Origin of the sequence: Actinophytocola gossypii, from assembly GCF_025165815.1 — a bacterium.
Lineage (GTDB): Bacteria > Actinomycetota > Actinomycetes > Mycobacteriales > Pseudonocardiaceae > Actinophytocola > Actinophytocola gossypii.
This window is the reverse complement of sequence record NZ_JAFFZE010000004.1, coordinates 336,223-355,459: the sequence shown is the minus strand read 5'-3', so window position 1 is coordinate 355,459 and position 19,237 is coordinate 336,223. Positions and strand designations below refer to the sequence as shown.

Annotated in this window: 19 protein-coding genes; 6 read left to right on the top strand and 13 right to left on the bottom strand. The window is 70.7% G+C overall.

Annotated features, from left to right (window positions below):
• Nucleotides 1-8: 8 nt before the first annotated feature.
• Complete coding sequence (locus JT362_RS02965; RefSeq protein WP_260189431.1) at nt 9-1,127, bottom strand: hypothetical protein; 1,119 nt, start codon at nt 1,125-1,127, stop codon at nt 9-11.
• A gap of 168 nt (nt 1,128-1,295) precedes the next feature.
• Here JT362_RS02965 and JT362_RS02960 point away from each other — a divergent pair, with 168 nt between their 5' ends.
• Both JT362_RS02960 and JT362_RS02955 read left to right on the top strand, forming a co-directional pair.
• Nucleotides 1,296-2,519 (top strand): putative glycoside hydrolase, encoded by a 1,224-nt coding sequence (locus JT362_RS02960; protein WP_260189430.1) that lies wholly within the window; start codon nt 1,296-1,298, stop codon nt 2,517-2,519.
• A 22-nt stretch (nt 2,520-2,541) separates the two neighbouring features.
• Nucleotides 2,542-3,462, top strand: a complete 921-nt coding sequence (locus JT362_RS02955) for an EamA family transporter (RefSeq protein ID WP_260189429.1) — start codon at nt 2,542-2,544, stop codon at nt 3,460-3,462.
• Between the two features lie 254 nt (nt 3,463-3,716).
• On the opposite strand, the gene JT362_RS02950 is transcribed toward JT362_RS02955, so the two are convergent.
• Genes JT362_RS02950 through JT362_RS02920 form a run of 7 tightly spaced genes read right to left on the bottom strand, consistent with a single transcriptional unit; the run spans nt 3,717 to nt 10,651 of the window.
• Nucleotides 3,717-4,985: a TetR/AcrR family transcriptional regulator gene (locus JT362_RS02950; RefSeq protein ID WP_260189428.1), complete on the bottom strand. Its 1,269-nt coding sequence runs from the start codon at nt 4,983-4,985 to the stop codon at nt 3,717-3,719.
• Nucleotides 4,966-6,513, bottom strand: coding sequence for a long-chain-fatty-acid--CoA ligase (locus JT362_RS02945; RefSeq protein WP_260189427.1), 1,548 nt, complete (start codon nt 6,511-6,513; stop codon nt 4,966-4,968). The genes JT362_RS02950 and JT362_RS02945 overlap by 20 nt, the downstream gene beginning before the upstream one ends.
• 18 nt (nt 6,514-6,531) lie before the next feature.
• Nucleotides 6,532-7,695: an acyl-CoA dehydrogenase family protein gene (locus tag JT362_RS02940; RefSeq protein WP_260189426.1), complete on the bottom strand. Its 1,164-nt coding sequence runs from the start codon at nt 7,693-7,695 to the stop codon at nt 6,532-6,534.
• A gap of 25 nt (nt 7,696-7,720) precedes the next feature.
• A complete protein-coding gene (locus JT362_RS02935) occupies nt 7,721-8,551 on the bottom strand; it encodes an SDR family NAD(P)-dependent oxidoreductase (RefSeq protein ID WP_260189425.1) in 831 nt (276 codons plus the stop codon).
• A gap of 24 nt (nt 8,552-8,575) precedes the next feature.
• Nucleotides 8,576-9,004 (bottom strand): MaoC/PaaZ C-terminal domain-containing protein, encoded by a 429-nt coding sequence (locus JT362_RS02930; RefSeq protein WP_260189424.1) that lies wholly within the window; start codon nt 9,002-9,004, stop codon nt 8,576-8,578.
• The gene (locus JT362_RS02925; protein ID WP_260189423.1) at nt 9,001-9,459 is read right to left on the bottom strand and encodes a MaoC family dehydratase N-terminal domain-containing protein; all 459 of its coding nucleotides are present in this window, start codon (nt 9,457-9,459) and stop codon (nt 9,001-9,003) included. Before JT362_RS02925 ends, JT362_RS02930 begins: the two co-directional genes overlap by 4 nt.
• A 1-nt stretch (nt 9,460) precedes the next feature.
• A complete protein-coding gene (locus tag JT362_RS02920) occupies nt 9,461-10,651 on the bottom strand; it encodes a lipid-transfer protein (RefSeq protein ID WP_260189422.1) in 1,191 nt (396 codons plus the stop codon).
• Between the two features lie 49 nt (nt 10,652-10,700).
• Between JT362_RS02920 and JT362_RS02915 the strand changes: the two genes are divergently transcribed.
• Entirely contained in the window at nt 10,701-11,654 is a 954-nt protein-coding gene (locus JT362_RS02915) for an SMP-30/gluconolactonase/LRE family protein (protein ID WP_260189421.1), read from the top strand.
• Between the two features lie 77 nt (nt 11,655-11,731).
• Here JT362_RS02915 and JT362_RS02910 read toward each other — a convergent pair whose 3' ends face one another.
• Nucleotides 11,732-12,748 carry a YncE family protein gene (locus JT362_RS02910; RefSeq protein ID WP_260189420.1) on the bottom strand — a complete coding sequence of 339 codons (1,017 nt, stop codon included), beginning with the start codon at nt 12,746-12,748 and terminating at the stop codon, nt 11,732-11,734.
• A 482-nt stretch (nt 12,749-13,230) separates the two neighbouring features.
• Here JT362_RS02910 and JT362_RS02905 point away from each other — a divergent pair, with 482 nt between their 5' ends.
• A complete protein-coding gene (locus JT362_RS02905; protein WP_260189419.1) occupies nt 13,231-13,977 on the top strand; it encodes an alpha/beta hydrolase in 747 nt (248 codons plus the stop codon).
• Between the two features lie 4 nt (nt 13,978-13,981).
• Here the strand turns inward: JT362_RS02905 and JT362_RS02900 are convergent, their stop codons facing one another.
• From JT362_RS02900 to JT362_RS02885, 4 genes are read right to left on the bottom strand one after another with little or no spacing between them, the layout of a single operon-like run.
• Complete coding sequence (locus JT362_RS02900) at nt 13,982-14,746, bottom strand: HpcH/HpaI aldolase family protein (protein ID WP_260189418.1); 765 nt, start codon at nt 14,744-14,746, stop codon at nt 13,982-13,984.
• Between the two features lie 5 nt (nt 14,747-14,751).
• Nucleotides 14,752-15,594 (bottom strand): ABC transporter permease, encoded by an 843-nt coding sequence (locus tag JT362_RS02895; protein ID WP_260189417.1) that lies wholly within the window; start codon nt 15,592-15,594, stop codon nt 14,752-14,754.
• 11 nt (nt 15,595-15,605) lie between these two features.
• Nucleotides 15,606-16,418 carry an ABC transporter ATP-binding protein gene (locus tag JT362_RS02890; RefSeq protein ID WP_260189416.1) on the bottom strand — a complete coding sequence of 271 codons (813 nt, stop codon included), beginning with the start codon at nt 16,416-16,418 and terminating at the stop codon, nt 15,606-15,608.
• Entirely contained in the window at nt 16,411-17,220 is an 810-nt protein-coding gene (locus JT362_RS02885) for an IclR family transcriptional regulator (protein WP_260189415.1), read from the bottom strand. The genes JT362_RS02890 and JT362_RS02885 overlap by 8 nt, the downstream gene beginning before the upstream one ends.
• 187 nt (nt 17,221-17,407) lie before the next feature.
• Here JT362_RS02885 and JT362_RS02880 point away from each other — a divergent pair, with 187 nt between their 5' ends.
• Together JT362_RS02880 and JT362_RS02875 are read left to right on the top strand one after the other, a co-directional pair.
• Entirely contained in the window at nt 17,408-18,298 is an 891-nt protein-coding gene (locus JT362_RS02880) for a DUF6282 family protein (protein WP_260189414.1), read from the top strand.
• Between the two features lie 20 nt (nt 18,299-18,318).
• The gene (locus JT362_RS02875; RefSeq protein ID WP_260189413.1) at nt 18,319-19,233 is read left to right on the top strand and encodes a cupin domain-containing protein; all 915 of its coding nucleotides are present in this window, start codon (nt 18,319-18,321) and stop codon (nt 19,231-19,233) included.
• Nucleotides 19,234-19,237 lie beyond the last annotated feature (4 nt).

The following is a 19,237-nucleotide window of genomic DNA, read 5'->3' as shown; positions in this document are numbered from 1 at the left end:
CCGGGCGGTCACTGGAGCACGCCGGTCAGCGGGTCGTAGCGGAGCACCTCCCGGCGGGACTCGTGCCGGTTCTCGAGGCCGTCGATCCTGACCAGGAGCAGGCCCGGCTTCACCAGGTCCCGGGTGGTGATCCGCAGCCAGGGCCGGTTCGCGCGCAGTACGGTCACCTCGTCGAGCAGGGTTCCGTCGCGGCCGGCCGCGATCGCGTACGCCGGGCCGGTCGCGGGGGCGATGGTCAGGCCGCCGTCCTCGCGGATGGTGAAGGTGACGACGAGGTCGCCGCGCCCGCCGTTGGCGTCGCCGACGAAGTCGTGGACGGGTGCCGGGTCGCCGACGTAGTGCTTGGACCTGCCGTGGCCGGTGACGTCCATGCCGTTGTAGAACGTGCGGCCCTGCTCGTCCAGCCAGAAGTGCGGGTTGTGCGTCTTCGCGCCGAAGTCGGGGCCCGAGTTGTACGAGATGTGCCAGTGCGGCGGGTTGTCCGCGTGCAGGGTGTTGTTGGTCTCGAACCCCATCAGCACGAACCGGTGTCCCTTCGCCGCGGCGACGGCGGCCAGGCCGGAGTCGCGGCAGATCACGTGGGCCGCGATCAGCTGGTGCACGACCGACCGCACCTGGCCCGCCGGCCACTCCACCGTCGTCCACGGGCCGGCAACCCGGTCCGGGTCGTTGTGCTCGATGCGGAAGTGCACGCCGGGCGAGATGTCCGGGTGGCTCCACACCTGGAGCGTCGGCTGGTTCGCGTCGGCCGACGGCTCGGTGATCGGCAGCGTGAACGCGACACCGTCCCGGTGGCGGCGCAGCCCGAGGCGGGTCTCCTGGTGCACCACCGCGCGGACCGGCACCCTCGGCCACGAGACGCGCACGTCGATGCCGTCGGTCACCGGGCCGCGGACGAACGTGTAGAACTCGGCGCGGCTGGCGACGGAGTACCGCTCGCCGGGCACGATCTCGTAGCCGTCGGGCAGCGTGATCTCCGGCCGCGCAGGCTCGCCCGGGCGCACGCGCACGACGCGGAAGGCCGCGTAACCGAGCCGTTGGGCGGTGGCGGTGCCGGGCAGGGCGAGCGCCAGGCCGGCGGCGGAGGCGCCGGCGAGCAGCGCGCGTCGGGTCAGGTTCGAGGACATCGGCCCACCAATCCTTCTGTCCATTTGTGACGTGCGTTACTTGACTTGGGCGCTGACCAGCGGTTTTACTGCCGCGACAACCTGGCCGTTCGCCACATCCCCAAGTGAATCACCAACCGTGCATCGGGCACGAGGAAAACTTCCCCCGGTCGCACGAGGGAGTTCGTCATGCCTCGGTTCCCCATCCGCTTGTTCGCTTCCGCCGTCGCCGCACTCGCGGCCACGACCGTCCTGCTGCCCGCCACCGGTGCCGACGCCGCCGGATCCGGGCGCACGGTGTCATCGTTCTGGCTGCACATGAACAGCACCCCGACCACGGGCGACATGCTGGAGACCGAGGCCGAACGGCGCGGCTACGTCGTGCTGAACGCCTGGGAGGGCGACCTGGCCCGCGAGCTCAAGGCGGCGAACCCGGACGTCCAGGTGTTCGTCTACAAGGACCTGACCTCCACCCGCAGCTACGCCTGCCGCGACGGCGTCGATGACACCCACCTGCCCACCGGCGTCGGCTACTGCGCCGCCGACGAGCACCACCCCGAGTGGTTCCTGCGCGGCCCGGACGGGCAGCGGTTCGAGTACAGCGGCTACGAGGGCCACTGGCAGATGGACGTCGGCGACCCCGCGTACCAGCAGGCCTGGGCGGACAACGTGATCGCCGCCAGCACCGAGGCCGGCTTCGACGGCGTGTTCATGGACAACACCCTGATGACGTGCGACGCCTACCACGAGGGCGTCTGCCCGGAGGAGTACCCGACCGACGAGGCGATGCGGGAGGCGTACGTCTCCATGCTGGCCGGCACCCGCGACGAGTTCACCGCCGCCGGGCTGAAGACCGTCGCCAACCTGTCGAACGCGCGGCTGCACGAGGGCGTCTGGGACGCCTACACCGAGCACCTGGACGGCGCCTTCGACGAGTGGTGGCTGACCTTCGCCGACGACGACATGCTCCCCGAGTACGGCGAGGGGTGGAGCCGGCAGGTCGCCCAGATCGCGTCGAACGAGGCCCGGGGCAAGATCACCTGGGTGCAGCCGCACTTCACCGAGGGCGCCGAACAGCCGTTCCGCTACGCCCTCGCGAGCTACCTGATGGCGGCCGGCGACCTGGCCGCGTTCGCCGAGATCGGCCGCACCGACGGCTACGGCGACCCGACGCCGTGGCACCCCGAGTACGACTGGGACCTCGGCGCCCCCACGGGTCCGTACCGCTCGGTTGGCACGAACGTCTTCCGCCGTGACTTCGCCTGCGGCGCGGCGGTGGTGAACGCGAACCCGACCGACACCGGTCCGGTGGCCGTCGACCTCGGTGCCGAGTACGTCGACCAGGACTCGCGGACCGTCACGTCGGTGTCCCTGCCGGGTACCTCGGGGGCGGTGCTGCGGAAACCCTGTTGAACCGTGTCGCAGAATGCGGGACATGGCAACCATGTACGTCGACCGGGCGCAGCCGGGTCCACTGCCGAGGGCCGGGCTGATCGCCCTGGCCGGACGGACGATCGGCGCGGTGCCGCCGCCGGCGCAGGTGCTGACCGGGATCATCAGTGTCCAGGTGGGAGCGGCGCTGGCCAAGCAGCTGTTCGGCACGGTCGGCAGTGCCGGGACCGTCGCGCTGCGGTTGTTCTTCGCCGCGGCCGTGCTGCTGCTGGTGTGGCGGCCCTCGCCGCGGATGAGCCGGCGCGCGTGGCTGGTCGTCTGCGGGTACGGCGTGGTCCTGGGTGCGATGAACCTGTTCTTCTACCTCGCGCTCGCGACGGTTCCGCTCGGCATCGTGGTGACCATCGAGTTCCTCGGCCCGCTCGCGGTGGCCATCGCGGGCTCACGACGCTGGCTGGACGGCCTGTGGGCGTTGCTCGCCGCCGGTGGGGTGGTGCTGCTGGCCGAGGGTCGTGGCGAGATACACCTCGCCGGTCTGTTGTTCGCACTCGCCGCGGGCGTGTGCTGGGGCTCCTACATCCTGCTCGGGGCGGCGCTGGGCCGGCACACCGCCGACGGCGGCGGCCTCGCGATCGGCATGACCCTGGCGACGGTCGTGGTCGCGCCGATCGGGATCGCGGACAGCGGCACCGCGCTGCTGGAGCCGTGGGTGCTGCTCGTCGGGCTCGGCGTGGCGCTGCTGTCCTCGGTGATCCCGTACTCGCTGGAGCTGGAGGCCCTCCGCCGGATCCCGCCGAAGGTGTTCGGCGTGCTGATGAGCCTGGAACCGGCGGTGGCCGCACTCGTCGGCCTCGTCGTGCTCGACGAGATCCTCGGCACCGTCCAGTGGCTGGCGGTGCTGCTCGTGGTCGCCGCGTCGGCCGGCGCGAGCAGAACGGCACGAACCGGCGACCTCGGCACCTGAGCCGGCCCGCCGGTCGCCTGGGCAACGACGTCGTCGAGCTCGAATCCTGACGCACGGCAGGTAGGTCGGGGTCGCCGCTCGGCCAGCGGCTCGCCCCGGTGCCGCCGCCCGGATGCGCACCCTCGACGCCGTCGTCGCGGCGGCCGCCACGTGAACGGCCGGAGAGTGCTGGGCCGCTGCCCGCACCCTCCGGCCGTTCCTGGGTCGGTGTTCGCGTCTCGACGCCAACGCCTGCCGGAGCCGAGCGTGTCCAGTCACCCGGTCGCGGTGCTTCCGGCCACCTGAGCACCGTGCTCGCCGGGCGACAGCAGCATCGTGCGGCCGAGACGCCGCACCGTCTCCACCGTGGCCGGGTGATCGCGCAGGTGCCGCGTGCGGGCGACGTCGTTCACCATCGTGGTCACCGCGTGCACGCGAATCTTGGCTTCCTCGGCGCTCATCCCGCTGGAGCACTCGCCCAGCAGGTGCAACCACTCGCCGATGTACTCGCGTTGTGCCTGCCGGATCCGGTCGCGCACGTCGGCGGCGAGGTGGCGCTGTTCGGTGACGAGCAGGTCCACCTGCTCGCTGTTCTCCATCGTGAAGTCGACGTAGGAGGACAGCAGTCGGCGCAGCGCGTCCCGGGTGTCCACGGCCTTGGCGAGCGCGCGGTGCAGGTCGTGCCGCAGCCATTCGTTACCTCTGGTGAACGCGGCTTCGAGCAGACTCTGCTTCGACTCGAAGTGGTGGTACACACTCGGGCCCGCGATGCCTGCTCGCGCTCCGATGTCGTCCATGCTCACGGACACGAAGCCGCGTGCGGCGAACAGGCTGATCGCCGCAGCGAGCACCCTCTCGCGGCGCGCGACCGGAGCGAACCGGCCCGGGCCGGGTTCGTGGTCGGCCGCCGTGGCCTGCGGGGCGTGCAGGACCTGGTGCAGCAGTGCTCGCAGCACGGAGCCGTGCACCATCTTCGGCAGCGCGGCGTTCCGTTGCGACACGGCGGAAAGCACCGAACACGCGCACTGGGCGAGCAGGTCCGCGACGACGGGCGGCAGTTCCGGCCTGCTCCGTCGCACCACTTCGGCGAGCATCCCGATCGTCGTGGTGACCTCGGCGCGCAGCACCGCGTACTCGTCGTCCGGCAGGCTCCGCGCCTCGCGCTGCCACAGTTCGCCCAGCAGCCGCCGGTCCAGGGCAGCGGTCGCGAGCCGCTCGGGGACGTCGTCGATGCCGTCGACCGTCGGGTCGGTGAAAACCTCGCGGAACGGCCGCATCTCCTCGACGATCGTCGCGACGAGCAGCTGCGGTTTGCCGGCGAAATGCCGGTACAGGGCGGAGGGGCGTACGTTCACCGCGTCGGCCACGTCGCTCATCGAGACCTGTTCGTAGCCGTTCTGGTGGAACAGATCCGTCGCGGCGGCGATGATCAGGGCTCGCCGGTTGCGCGGCCGGGTACCTCGGGGTGGGACGACATCCCCCACCGTCCCCGTCGCCATCGGCACCTCCCGCAACCCGACCGAGTCACCGTACCTGGCGCTCACCGTCCGGCCAGTACCGCCTACGGAGCTCCCTTTTGAGGATCTTGCCGGTGCCGGACAGCGGGAGCTGGTCGACGAACTCCACACTGCGCGGACACTTGTAGCCCGCGATGTCCTCCCTGCAGAAGTCCCGCAGCTCGGCCTCGGTCAGCTCGTGGCCGGGCAACAGGACCACCACGGCGTGCACCCGCTCGCCCCACCGCTGGTCGGGAACGCCGATCACCGCGCACCCGGCGACAGCGGGATGCCGCGCGACCACGTTCTCCACCTCGACCGAGTAGACGTTCTCACCCCCGCTGATGATCATGTCCTTCATCCGGTCCACGACGAACACGTAGCCGTTCTCGTCCATGTACCCGCCGTCGCCGGTGTGCATCCATCCGCCGCGCAGCGCGGTCTCGGTCTCCTGCTCGCGCTGCCAGTAGCCGAGCATCACGTTGTCGCCGCGCACCACGATCTCGCCGACCGTGCCGCGCGGCAGCTCCACGTCGTCGGGACCGACGACGCGTACCTCGGCATGGGGCGCCGCGCGGCCCGCCGACCTGCGCAGTGCCGGAACCTCGTGGTCGGCGGGTTCGAGGATGGTCGCCACCGGCGCGAGCTCGGTCATGCCGTAGGCCTGGGTGAAGCCGGCCCCGGAGAAGCGCTCCACCGCGCGCGCCAGCAGTGACTCGGAGATCGGTGACGTGCCGTAGAGCACCCGGCGGACGCCGCTGAGGTCGGCGCTGGCCGCGTTCGGGTGGTCCACCATCAACTGGATCATCGTCGGGACCAGCAGCACGTCGGTCACACCACGCGCGACGATCTCGTCGAGCGTGCCCTCCGGGGTGAACCCGGACAGCGTGACGTGTGCACTGCCCGCCAGCAAGCCGCAGGTCCAGATCGCGATGTCCGCGAGGTGGAACATCGGCGCGACGTGCAGCAGCCGGCCGTCCCGGCTGATGAAGGCCCCACTGGCCTGGCAGCCGAGAGCCGACAGCATCAGGCTGTCGTGGCTGAGCATCACCCCGCGGGGAGTGCCGGTCGTACCACCGGTGTAGAACAGCCCGAACATCTCGTCACCGCCGCGCCGCGCATCCGGGATCGGGTCGCTCCCGGCGATGAGTTCCTCGTAGCCGACCGCGCCGTCCGGGCACGGCCCGTCCCCGCAGAACACCAGGGTGCGAAGTCCCGGGCATCTCCCGCGGATGTCGCCCGCGAGGGGGGCGAACGTGTCGTCGACGAGCAGGATCTCGGTACCGGACTCGTCGAGCGCGTAGGCGGCTTCGGCCGCACTCCACCGGGTGTTCACCGGATGCACCACGGCATCCGCCCACGGGACCGCGAGCAGGTATTCGTGGTAGCGATCCGAGTTCAGGCTGAGCATGCCGACCCGGTCGCCCCGGCCGACCCCGAGCTCACGCAGGCCGCCGGCCAGCCGGGAGACGCGATCGATCGACTCGGCGACCGTCCGGACCCGGTCGCCGGTGACGGTCAGTTCACGCCGGGGATCCTGTTGCAACGCGCGGTGCAGGGTCTGGGTGAGGTACATGAGTAGCTCCTCTGCTCCTCAAAGAACCCGGGAGATGACTTCCTTCATGATTTCGTTGGTACCGCCGTAGATCTTCTGCACGCGCTGGTCGGCCCACAGCCGCGCGATCGGGTACTCGGTCATGTAGCCGTAGCCGCCGTGCAGTTGCAGGCACTCGTCGATCGCGTCCATCGCGCGGTCGGTGGTCCACCACTTCGCCATCGCCGCGGTCGGCGCGTCCAGCTCGCCGCGCAGGTGACGATCCACGCAGTCGTCCACGAAGGTGCGCACCACCCGGGCCACCGTCGCCACCTCGGCCAGGCGGAACCTGGTGTTCTGGAAGTCGAACACGGGCCGGCCGAACGCGCTGCGGCTCCTGGTGTACCGCACGGTGTGCTCCAGCGCGGTCTCGATCGCCACCGCCGCGGTCACCGCGATGGTCAGCCGCTCCCGCGGCAGTTGGCGCATGAGCTGCTGGAAGCCCTGGCCTTCGGTCGTGCCCAGCAGGTTGGTCACCGGCACGCGCACGTCCTCGAACGCCAGCTCCGAGGTGTCCTGGGCGTTCTGCCCGATCTTGTCCAGAACGCGCCCTCGGCGGAAGCCCGCCCGCTCGGCCTCCACCAGGACCAGCGAGATGTTCTCCGACCCTCCCGTGCCGGCGCCGGTTCTCGCGACGACGATCACCAGATCGGCCAACGCCCCGTTGGAGATGAACGTCTTCGCGCCGTTGATCACGTACTCGTCACCGTCCCGGACCGCCCGGGTGCGCACGGCCCGCAGATCGGAGCCGGTACCGGGTTCTGTCATGGCGATCGCCGCGACCACCTCGCCCGACGCCATCCGCGGCAGCCAGGCCGTCTTCTGCTCCTGCGTGCCGTGGGCCAGCAGGTAGTGGGCGGCCACCACGTTGTGCACGGCGATGTTTCCCGCGTTGTCGCCCACCCGCGTCTGCTCCTCCAGCAGTACGACGTCGTGGGCGTAGCTCCCGCCACCGCCGCCGTACTCCTCCGGGATCGACAGGCAGAGCAGCCCCACCTCACCGGCCTTGGTCCACAGCTCGCGGTCGACGTGGTGCTGCTGCCGCCACCGGTCGAGGTTCGGCGCGAGCTCCTTCTCGCAGAAGGTTCGGGCCAGCTCCCGCACCGGCACGAGGTCGTCGGTCAGCCAGTCGGCCCGACGGGATCGCCTGATGTCCGAGTCCACGCTGCCTCCTCTCCAACAGTCGCAGCTAGACCATGAACCCGCCGCCGCACACCAGTGTCTGCGCGCTGACGTAGTCGGACTCCGGCGTGCACAGCAGGTAGACCGCACCGGCGGCCTCTTCCGGTGTACCGCCCCGCCCCAGCGGGATCATCCGCTCCATCTGGCCGAGCAGGTCCGGATTCACCCCGACACTGATCTGCCTGCCCTGAATGTCGATCTTTCCGTCACCGCCGGCCGGAGTGTCGGTCAGCCTGGTGTGGATCAGTCCGAAAGCGACCGTGTTGACGGTGACGTTGTACCGTCCCCACTCCTTCGCCAGGGTCTTGGTGAGCCCGGTGACCCCGGCCTTGGCCGCCGCGTAGTTCGCCTGCCCGGCGTTACCGCCCAGCCCCGCTATGGAGGAGATGTTGACCACCTTGCGGCACGGTACCGGTTTCCCGGCGGCCCGCTCGGCCTTGACCGCGGCCGAGATCACCGGCTGGGCCGCGCGCAGAATCCGGAACGGCGCCTTGAGGTGCACGTCGAGGATGGCGTCCCACTGCTCGTCGGTCATCTTCTGCACGACGTTGTCCCAGGTGTACCCGGCGTTGTTGACGATGATGTCGACACCGCCGAAGTTGTCCACGGCGGTGGCCACGAACCGTTCCCCGAAGCCGTCCTCGGTGACGCTGCCCACGCACGCCACGGCCGTTCCACCCGCGGCCTCGATGGCCGCCACGGTTTCCCCGGCGGGTTCCGGGTCGAGATCGTTGACGACGACGCGGGCGCCTTCGGCGGCCAGCTTGCGGGCGATCTCCTTGCCGATACCGCGGCCGGACCCGGAGACGAGGGCGACGGACGAGTCGAGTTTTCCCACGGAGAGTTCCTTTCACCAGCGGGTTCAGGGCAGGGCGACGACCGCGTCGCCCTGCAGGGTCGTGGTGCCGTCGGCGAGCGTGACGGCGAGGTCGAGCCGGGCTCTGCGCTCGACCCGCCCGCCGGGGAGGTCCGTGTGCTCGATCGCGGTCACTCGTCCGGTGCAGGTCGGTTGGCCGTGCACGGGGGTGATCGCGCGGAAGCGGACCTGGACCGACCTGATCCGTTCCTGCGGGACCCAACCGGTCAGCAGCCTGCCCAGGTAGGCCATCGAGAGCATGCCCTGGGCGAACACGTCGTCCATTCCCGCCGAGCGGGCGACATCGAGGTCGATGTGGATGGGGTTGTGGTCGCCGGACCCGCCGGCGAACAGGGCGAGCGTGGTCCGCGAGATCGGCGGGAGCCGCAGCGGCGGCAGGTCGTCGCCCACCTCGACGTGCCGCGGGGCGGTCACGCGGTCACCTCCCGGTTGCGTACCACGACGACGTCGGTGAGCTCGGCGACGGGTTCTCCGCCCGCGCGGGTCACCGCGGTCTCGCGCACGACGAACTCGAGGGCGCCGCCCTTCCTCGCGTAGATGTCGGTGATCCTCGGTCGCGCGGTCAGCCGGTCGCCGGCGTACGCCACCAGGTGATAGGTGAACGACTGCTCCCCGTGCAGCACCTGACGCAGGTCCACCCCGAGTTCGTCCAGCCAGCCGAACGGATCGGGCTGCTCGTGCCCCAGGGCGCAGAAGAACGTCGGCGGCACCGGGAGGTCCGGGTGACCGGCGGCCCGGGCGGCGTCGAGGTCCACATACACCGGGTCGGTCTCGCCGATCGCCTTCGCGAACAACCGGAGCCTGCCGCGCTCGATGTCGACGGTCACCTCCGGCAGCCGCCGTCCGATCGCCGCGGTGTCGATCGCCATGTCAACGCACCTTCCGGTACAGCGACACCACGCAGGCGCCACCGAGGCCGAGGTTGTGCTGCAGCGCGATCTCGGCGCCCTCGACCTGGCGTGCCCCGGCCCGGCCGCGCAACTGCCACACCAGCTCGGCGCACTGCGCGAGCCCGGTCGCTCCCAGTGGATGCCCCTTGGAGAGCAGCCCCCCGGACGGGTTCGTCACCACCGTTCCGCCGTAGGTGTTGTCGCCGTCGAGCACGAACTTCTCGCCCGTGCCCTCCGGGGTCAGCCCCAGCGCCTCGTAGGTGAGCAACTCGTTGGTGGTGAAGCAGTCGTGCAACTCGACCACCGGAACGTCCTCCGGGCCGATCCCCGCGGCCTCGTACACCTGCGTGGCGGCGTCCACCGTCAGGTCGTACCCCACCAGCTTGGTCAGGTCGTCGCTGTCGAAGGTGCCGGGCCGGTCGGTGGTCATCGCCTGTGCCGCGATCTCCACCCCGCCGGAGAGACCGTGCTTCCTGGCGAACTCCGGCGTGCAGAGGATCGCGGCGGCGGCACCACACGTCGGCGGGCAGCACTGCAGCCGGGTTAGCGGGCCGAAGATCGACGGCGAGTCCAGCACCTCGGCGACCGTCAGCTGTTCCCGGAACACCGCGTAGGGGTTGTTCGCCGCGTGTTTGCGCGCCTTCACCGAGATCGCGGCGAAGGTCTCCGGTTTGGTCCCGTACCGCCGCGCGTAGTCCGCACCGGCGCCGCCGAAGAACCGGGCGGCCATCGGAACGGCGGCGTCGACCTCGCCCTGCGCCGCCCGCGCGGTCTCGTCGAACCGGTCGAACGGCGACGGGCGGTCGTCCCACTGCGCGGTGAGCGCGCCGCGCCGCATCTGCTCGAAGCCGACGGCCAGCACGCACTGGGCCGCGCCGCCTTCCACTGCCTGCCGAGCGAGCCAGAGGGCGGACGAACCGCTGGAACAGTTGTTGTTCACGTTCACCACGGGCACACCAGTCATCCCGACCCGGTACGCAACCTTTTGGCCCGATGTCGAATCGCCATACACATAGCCGGCGTACACCTGCTGGATCGCCGAGTAGTCCAGACCGGCGTCGGAGAGTGCTGCCAACACCGCAAGCTCGGCCAGTACGTCATAGCTCTCGCTCCTACTGGGAGTTTCGAAGGGGGCCATGCCCACCCCGGCGACCCTTGCGTGCCCGTCCACCAACAACCTCCGTTGTCCCGACGCCTCACCGAACCATCGTCGCTTGCCAATGCACCCTATCGATGATTCACTTATCGGTAAAGCTGTAACGACGGTCACACCGAACCGCCGGTCAGCGACGGTGTCGATGCGAAGGGCGTACGAGATGGCGATCAGCACTGCCGAGGTGGTTCGCGACGGCTTCCAGTACCTCGAGGGAATCCGGTGGCACGACGACGAGCTGTGGTTCTCCGACATCCCCCGCGGAACGGTGTACCGCATGGGGACGGACGGGGAGCTCGCGGTCGCGGCCACCGTGCACAAGCACCCCTCGGGCCTCGGATTCACTTCGGACGGCACTGCCCTCGTCGTCACGCAGGATGACTGCTGCCTGCGGCGGATCACACCGTCCGGTGACACGGAGGTGGTGGCGGACATGAGCGAGCTGGCGTTCGCCGCCAACGACATGTGGGTGGACCCGCAGGGGCGCGCCTACGTCGGACAGATCGGCTACGACCTGTTCGGGGGCGGCGAGGCGAAAGGCAGTCACCTCGTCGTCGTCGACCCGGACGGCACCGTCCGGACCGCGGGCAAGGACCTGCTGTGCCCCAACGGCGTGCAACTCACGTCGGACGGAAAGACCCTTGTCGTGGCCGAGTCCTTCGCGCAACGGCTGACGGCGTTCGACGTGGACGAGCGGGGCGAACTGTCCAACCAGCGGGTCTTCGCCCAGTTCGAGAGCTCCGAGGAGGTCGTGGACGGACTGTGCGTCGATGCCGAAGGGGCGGTCTGGGTCGCGTGTCCCTTCCTCGGGGAAGTGCGCCGGGTGATCGACGGCGGCGAGGTCACCGACCGGGTCCGGGTGGCCACCGACGGGCAGCTGGCCATCGCCTGCGCTCTCGGTGGCGCCGACCGGCGGACCCTCTACGTCATCGCCGCGGACACCACGCTCGAACGGATGTCGAACGACTACGAGGGAACCGCACGGGTCGAGGCCGCGGCAGTGCGGGTACCGGCTGCCTGACCGCACGTGCGCGCACCGCGCGGTGTCCTCCGGACCCCGAGGGACGCCGCCGGGAGGATCCCGGTGGCGGCGTCCCGTCAGGGCGTCACGGCGACGCCTTCCGGCTGGTGGCCGACCGGGACCGTGGCGACTGTCCGGTGGGTTCGCGGGTCGACGACCGACATCGAGTCCGCCGCGCTGTTGGTGACGTAGACGAAGCTGTCGTCCGGGGCGACGGCCACCCCCTCCGGCTGGGCACCCACCGCGATCGTGGCCAGCGGGGACACGGTGGTCCCGCCGATCACCGTGACCGTGTCGGAGCCCGCGTTGGTCACGTGGACCTGCGCGTCGGCGGTGACCGCCACGGCCATCGGAGCCTCGCCGACCGGGACGGTCTCGGTCGGCCTGCCGGTGGTGAGGTTGACGACGGTGACCGAGTCGGCGCCGGTGTTGGCCACGTAGAGCCGCCGGCCCCTCGGGTCGACCTCGAGGCCGGCCGGGTAGCGACCGACGCGGATGGTGCCGACCACCTCCTGCGCGCGGGTGTCGATGACGCTGACCGTTCCGGAGCCGTTGTTGCTGACGTAGACGCGGGAGCCGTCCGGGCTGACCGCCGGGGTGTGCGGGAAGCGTCCAACTGGGATCGTCCGCACCGGCTCGTGCTGCTCGACGTCGATCACGGTCACGGTGTCGGAACCGAAGTTGGTGACGTAGGCGTGGGTGGTCGTGGCGTCGACGCCGAACGGGTTGGCGCCGACCGGAACGGTGGCGACGACCCGGTGCGTCCGCGTGTCGATGGCCGACACGGTGCCGGCGCGTTCGTTGGTCACGTAGACCTCGCCGCCACCGGGCACCGCGCCGGCGCCGACGGGAGAGTCGCCGACCGGGACCGTGGCGATCACCTCCGACAGCCGGGTGTCGTACACGCTGACGCTGTCCGAGCCCGTGTTTGCCACGAACACCTGCACCATCGGCGGATACGGCGCCGCCGCCGGCCGTTGCGGGGCGAGGGACACGGCGAGCAGGACGACCAGTGTGAGGACCCCCAGTCGGGTGCCGTATCTCAGGGAGGCCCACCGGCAGTGGGTGGTGGGCCTGATCAGCGAGCTGGCCACGATGCCTCCTGGTCACGCGTCGAGGAAAGCCGGCGGTGGGTGAAAAGTCGTCGCTGAGCGGAATACGCGAGAGGCCCGGCGTAGGGCGGCGTGGGGCCGGCGTGCTCGGCGCGCTTGTGGCACGCCCGACCGCCGGTTGCGGGAATCACTCTAACGGCCTAGCGCGTGGCAGCGCTGCGTGAACACGGCCGGGAGACGCGACAGGAACCGGGATTCCGACGATCGGGCTACGAACCGTCACGGCATGCCAACCGAACGTGATCAACATTGGCGCCCCATCGAGCGCGGAACCTCCCCCGGAAGGGCCACTGTGGACAACCGGATGCGCTCCGTAGGAGTGCCACGGTGATCCTGGCCGGGCGTGCGACGGACCGACGGCGATCTCGGGTTCGGGTGTCAGACGCCGCAGGGCGGGTACCACCGCGAGAACGAGCGCGAACGGAGGCGGGCCGATGTGGAGTCTCAGTGGATGCTCACGGTGGATGGAGTCGCAGGAGCGGATCCTGCTCGCGACGCTCGGCATGGTTCCCCGGTTGCTCGGCCACTCCGCGTGGCGCGAGGTGCGCGCGCGGCGGGGCGGCGGGCTGGGGGTCCTGCTGGTACCCGGGTTCGGCTGCGGGGACCGCACGCTGACGCTCACCCGGACCTGGTTGCGGGCCAGGAACTACCGGCCCGCCCGCGCGCGCCTCGGGCTGAACCTGGGATGCACCACCACCCTGGTGGACCGCATCGTGCGGCGGCTCGAGGAGCACGCCGAGGCGACCGGGCGGCGGGTCGTCCTGGTGGGACAGAGCAGGGGCGGCTGGCTCGGCCGGTTGGCGGCGGCCCGCCGGCCGGACCTGGTCCGTGGTCTGGTGATGGCCGGCAGCCCCGTGCTCGACCCGCTCGGCGCCAACCCCAAGGTGGTCCGGACGGCCCGGTGGCTCACCCGGATGTCCACCATGGGCGTGCCGGGGCTGCTCGACGCGGACTGCTTCAGCGGATCCTGCTACCGCACCAACGCCGACGCGCTCGCGGACCCGCTGCCGCCCGACGTGCCCGCGGTGTCCATCTACTCCCGGTCCGACCGGATCGCGCCGTGGCAGCTGTGCCAGGACCCGGGTGCCGACTGGGTCGAGATCAGCAGCAGCCACACCGCGATGGCGCTGCATCCCGACTTCTACCGGACCCTGGAACCCCGGCTCGCCGAGTGGGCCGCCACCGACGAGCACGCGACGACGGCCGGGTGACCGGTCAGGACGCCTGCCGGGTGTTCGCCACCACCGCCGACGCGGCGGCGGCGAGCATCGAGGAGTCGTTGCCGATGACGAGGAAGCCGAACCCGCGCGCGGCCAGCTCCCGCGCGCGGGCGGCGTCGGCGCCGAGCGCGAACCCGCACGGCTTGCCGGCCTCGTCCGCCGCCGCGAGGGCCTCGTCGACCATGGTGGTCAGCCGGGGGTCGGTGGGGGAGCAGCCCAGCTCCAGGGCGAGGTCGGCGGCGCCGAGGAGCACGCCGTCCACACCGTCGGTGTCGAGGATCCGGTCCGCGTCCCGCATCGCGGCCGCGCTCTCGAGCTGGGGAAGGCAGAGCGCCTCGGTGTTGCCGAACTCGACGTAGTCCGCGCGCGGGAGCCTGCCCCAGCGGCCGGCCCGGCTGGTGCCGCCGGAACCTCGGGTGCCGCGCGGCGGGAACCGGGTCGCGCGGGCGACCGCCTCGGCCTGCTCCGGTGTGTCCACGTGCGGCACGAGCACGCCGCCCGCGCCGCCGTCCAGCACCCGCTGGATCGTGGACGGCCGGTGGTCGGGCACGCGTACCAGCGGCACCACGCCGTGCGCGGAGGCGACGGTGATCAGCGTGTACGCCGTCTCCAGGCTCAGCATCGTGTGTTCGAGGTCGATGACGACGAAGTCGAACCCGGCCGAGGCGGCGATCTCCGCGGACTCCGGCGCCGGCATCTTCAGCCAGGTGCCGATCGGCGGGAGTCCGGTGTGGTCGGTGCGCGGATCGAAGAGTCCCATGTGGATCACGCCTGTTCGGTGGTGGTGCGGTGTTCCGCGGACCAGAACACGATCTTCCGGTTGCACAGCACCACGATCCCGTGCAGTGCGAGGCCGATGGCGGACAGGATCACCAGGACGGCGAAGGTCCGCGACACGTCCAGGGTGAAGTTCGTCGCCTGGATGACGTAACCGAGGCCGGAGGTCGCGCCGACGAACTCGGCGACGATCGCGCCGGTGACCGACAGCACGACGGCCACGTCGAACCCGGCGAAGATGTGCGGCAGCGCGGACGGGATCTGCAGGTAGCGCAGCACGTGCATCCGGCTCGCGCCGAACGAGCGCAGCATGTCGATCTGGTCCGGGTCGGCGGAGCGCAACCCGAGGATCGCGTTGATCAGCAGCGGGAAGAACGCGATCAGCGCCGTGGTCAGCACCTTCGACGTGATGCCGGTGCCGAACCAGACGATCAGCAGCGGCGCCATCGCGACCTTGGGGATCGTCTGGGTCATCACGAGCAGCGGGAACAGCGCCTTGTCGATGATGTGCGACTGGGTGATGAGGAACGCGCACAGCAGGGCCGCGGCGACGGCGAGGCCGAAACCGATCAGGATCTCCTGCAGGGTCACCCAGGCGTGCTCCAGCAGGCTGCCGTCGGTCAGGCCGTCCACAAGGGACTCCAGCACGTCGGTCGGCGCCGGAACGAGCACGATCGGAACGTCGAAGGCACGCACGATGAACTGCCAGACGGACAGGACGACGACCAGGACGATCCCGGTGAGCACCGCCCCCGGCACCTGGCGGCGCTCACGCTCGGGCGGCGGCGCACCGACCACGGGATCGGGTTCGGATTCGACAGCGGTTGTCATGGTGCCTCCCACTAGTGGGCGCTGTTCTCGGAGTTGAGCAGTGTCCGGATGCGGCGGACGATCTCGCCGAACTCCGGGGTGTTGATGTTCTCCAGGCCGCGCGGGCGGGGGAGGTCGACGTCGATGACGTCGGCGATCCGCCCGGGCCTCGGGGTCATCACGACGACCCGGTCGGACAGCAGCACCGACTCGGGAATGCTGTGGGTGACGAACAGGACGGTCTTGCGGTCCCGTTCCCAGATGCGCAGCAGGTCCATGCCCATCTGGTCGCGGGTCATCGCGTCCAGCGCGCCGAACGGCTCGTCCATCAGCAGGATCTGCGGGTCGTGCATCAGCGCCCGGCCGATGCCGACCCGCTGCTGCATCCCGCCGGACAGCTCGGCCGGGTACCGGTCGGCGAACTCCTCCAGGCCCAGCATCTTCAGCATCCCGGCCGCGCGCTCGTTGGCCTCGGCCGGCGGCAGCCGGTGGTTGATGTCCTGGGACACCAACAGGTTCCTGGTCACCGTCCGCCAGGGCAGCAGCAGCGGCTGTTGGAACACCATGCCGAGCCGGTGCTGGTGGTCGCCCGTGCCGGAGAAGGCGACCTCGCCCGCGGTCCGCCTGGTGAGTCCGAGCAGGACCTTGAGCAGCGTGCTCTTCCCGCAGCCGCTCGGCCCGACGATCGAGACGAACTCGCCCTGCGCGACCGACAGGCTGACGTCGTGCAGCGCGTCGACCACGCGGGGAGCACCGCGCCTGGCCTTCCGGGTCGTGTACCGCTTGTAGACGTGTCGCAGCTCGACCGCGTGCTCGGTCGCGACCGTCGTGCTCGCGTCACCCATGACGGGCCTCCCTCGGGTCGTCGGTGGTCGATCGCCTCGCCTCGCCGCCCATCTCCGCGGTGACCCGGTCGGCGGCCTCGCGCAGCAGCGCCTTCTCCCGCGACGCGGCGTCGACCGGGAGCATGTGCGAGGTGCCGACGAAGGCGAGCGTCGCGCAGATCGCCGACTTGTCGAACACCGGCGCGGCGATCACGCTGATCCCCCTCGGGTTGACCGTCGGATCGCACAGGCCCTGCTCGCGGATCCGCGCCACCCGTTCCCGCACGTGCATCCGCTGGTCGACCGGCAGTGTGCCGAGCAGCCGGTCGGCGGTGAGCTGGTCGGGCAGGAAGGCCAGGAACACCAGTGCCTGCGCGGTGTCCAGCGGCAGCTGCGAGCCGACCCGGACGGTGACGATCGTGCCGTGCGACTCGTCGTCCTCCACATGGGACACCACCGGCCCGGACGGGCCCCAGAGGCTCAGCACCACCGTCAGGCCGGTCGCCCGGGAGAGGTCGCGCATGTAGGGGGTGGCCAGCTGGATGACCCGCCGCCTGCCGATCGCGAACGCGCCGAGTTGGAGCAGGAGCCGGCCGGGGGTGAACACCGAGTTGCGCTCGGTGCGCTCCAGCAGCCCGGCCGCCTCCAGCGAGTTGAAGTAGCGGTGCACGGTGGTGCGGTTGAGGCCGAGCCGTTCCGCGGCCTCCGCGACGGTGATCTCGGGGGTCTCCGGGCCGAACAGGGTCAGGATCTGCGCGGTGCGGGAGACGGCCTGGATGTCGCCGTTGGACGCGGCACCCGTCTCGGGCGCACGTGACGTCATTGTCGTCCTCACCTTCACCACTCTGTGTGTTCTACGTCCTACTCAAATGTTCGTCTGACGAACACGGTGTGCAGGAATGTAGAGGATCGCTGCTGATGTCGGCAAGAGTCGGCGCAAGTTCGGTCTTGACAGGCCTCATGGTGAACATGGAGTGTGCATGACGAACATCAAAGGAGGGTTCTTCCGCATGGCTCCATCCGACGCACTGGTCCGCGTGCTCCGCGGTTCCGTCGACCTGCACTGCCACTCCGGCCCGAGCCCGTTCCCCCGGGAACTCGACCACGCGGAGGCCGCGGCGGACGCGCAGCGCGTGGAGATGCGGGCGATCCTGGTCAAGTCGCACCACCACAGCACGGTCATGGACCTGCTCGCGATGCGCGACCGGCTCGCGGACATCAAGACCGCGGCCTACGGCGGCATCGCGCTGAACAGCCAGGTCGGCGGCATCAACCCGTACGCGGCCGCGATGGCGCTGCGGATGGGTGGCCGCGCGGTGTGGTTCCCGACGTTCTCCTCCGGGCGGCACATCGCCTGCCACCCCGAGGGTGACGGCTTCCCCACCGCCGCGGTGCCGGTGCCGTCCGCTCGGGTCGACGTCACCGACGACACCGGCGAGCTGCTGCCCGAGGCGTACGAGGTGCTCGACTACGTCAGCGAGGCCGACGCCCTGCTCAGCGGCGGGCACCTGGAGCCCGCGCTGATCTCCCAGGTCTTCACCGCGGCCAAGGAACGCGGGGTGCGCCGGATGATCATCAGCCACCCCGACTTCGTCATCGGCGCGGACCCCGAGCAGTGCCGGGAACTGGTCGGCCTCGGCGCCTACGTCGAGCACGAGTACGGCATGTACGACCCGGAGGGGTACCGCAAGTGGGACCCGCGCAAGCTCCTGGACTGGATCGAGAAGATCGGCCCCGAGCACACCGTGCTCTCCTCCGACCTCGGCCAGGCCGGCCGGCCGCGCCCGGTCGACGCGCTGCTGCGGGTCTCCGCCGCGCTGCTCGACCTCGGCCTGCCCGAGACCGACCTCCGGCGGATGACCTGCGTCAACCCCGGGTTCCTGCTGGGCCTCGACGACTGAGACGACTAGGAAGGCGGCCGATGTACGACAAGACCGACGCCCGCGCCACGCTCGCCACCGCTTCCGGACCAGCGCCAGGACCTGCCCCCAAGGGCCGGGTCGCCGCGCCGGAGCTGGCCGACTTCTACCGCGAGGAGCCGCAGGAGACCACGGCGGCGGGCAGCCGGACCTGGCTGACCCGAGGCCAGAACTTCGTCCTCGCCTACACGAGCGCCGTGGCGGGCGAGGAGTTCGTCCGAACCGGACAGCCCGACGAGTACGTCGTGGTGCTGCCGCACGACGAGTCGGCCGTCCAGGTCACCGCGGCCGGGCGCACCGAGACGGTCACCGGCCGCGCGGTGATCGTCGTGCCACCGGGCGACAGCACGGTCACCGCCACCGCCGACCGCGACCTGGTGCGGCTGTTCACCTCGCGGTCCGAGGACCTCGCCGCCCGCTGCGGCAACGCCGACTCCTACGCCGAGCCGCACCCGCACGTGGCGCCGTTCGCCGCGTGGCCCGACCCGCCGGCCGGCTTCGACCTTCGGGTGTACCCGGTCGCGGACATCCCGGAGGAGCAGGGCCGGTTCGGACGGATCTTCCGGTGCAGCACGTTCATGGTGAACTTCCTGTACCCGCGGGTCGGCCCCCGCGACCCGTCGAAGCTCTCGCCGCACCACCACGACGACTTCGAACAGTGCTCGCTCGCGGTGGGCGGCGAGTTCGTCCACCACATCCGCACGCCGTGGACGACCGACCTCGCCGACTGGCGCGAGGACGTGCACCACGCGTGTGGCAGTCCGTCGGTCGCGGTGATCCCGCCGCCGACCGTCCACACGACACAGGCAACCGGTCAGGGGACCAACCAGCTCATCGACATCTTCTGCCCGCCTCGCGCCGACTTCTCGGCCAAACCAGGATGGGTCCTCAACGCCGAGGAATACCCCGCCCCCTGAGGCT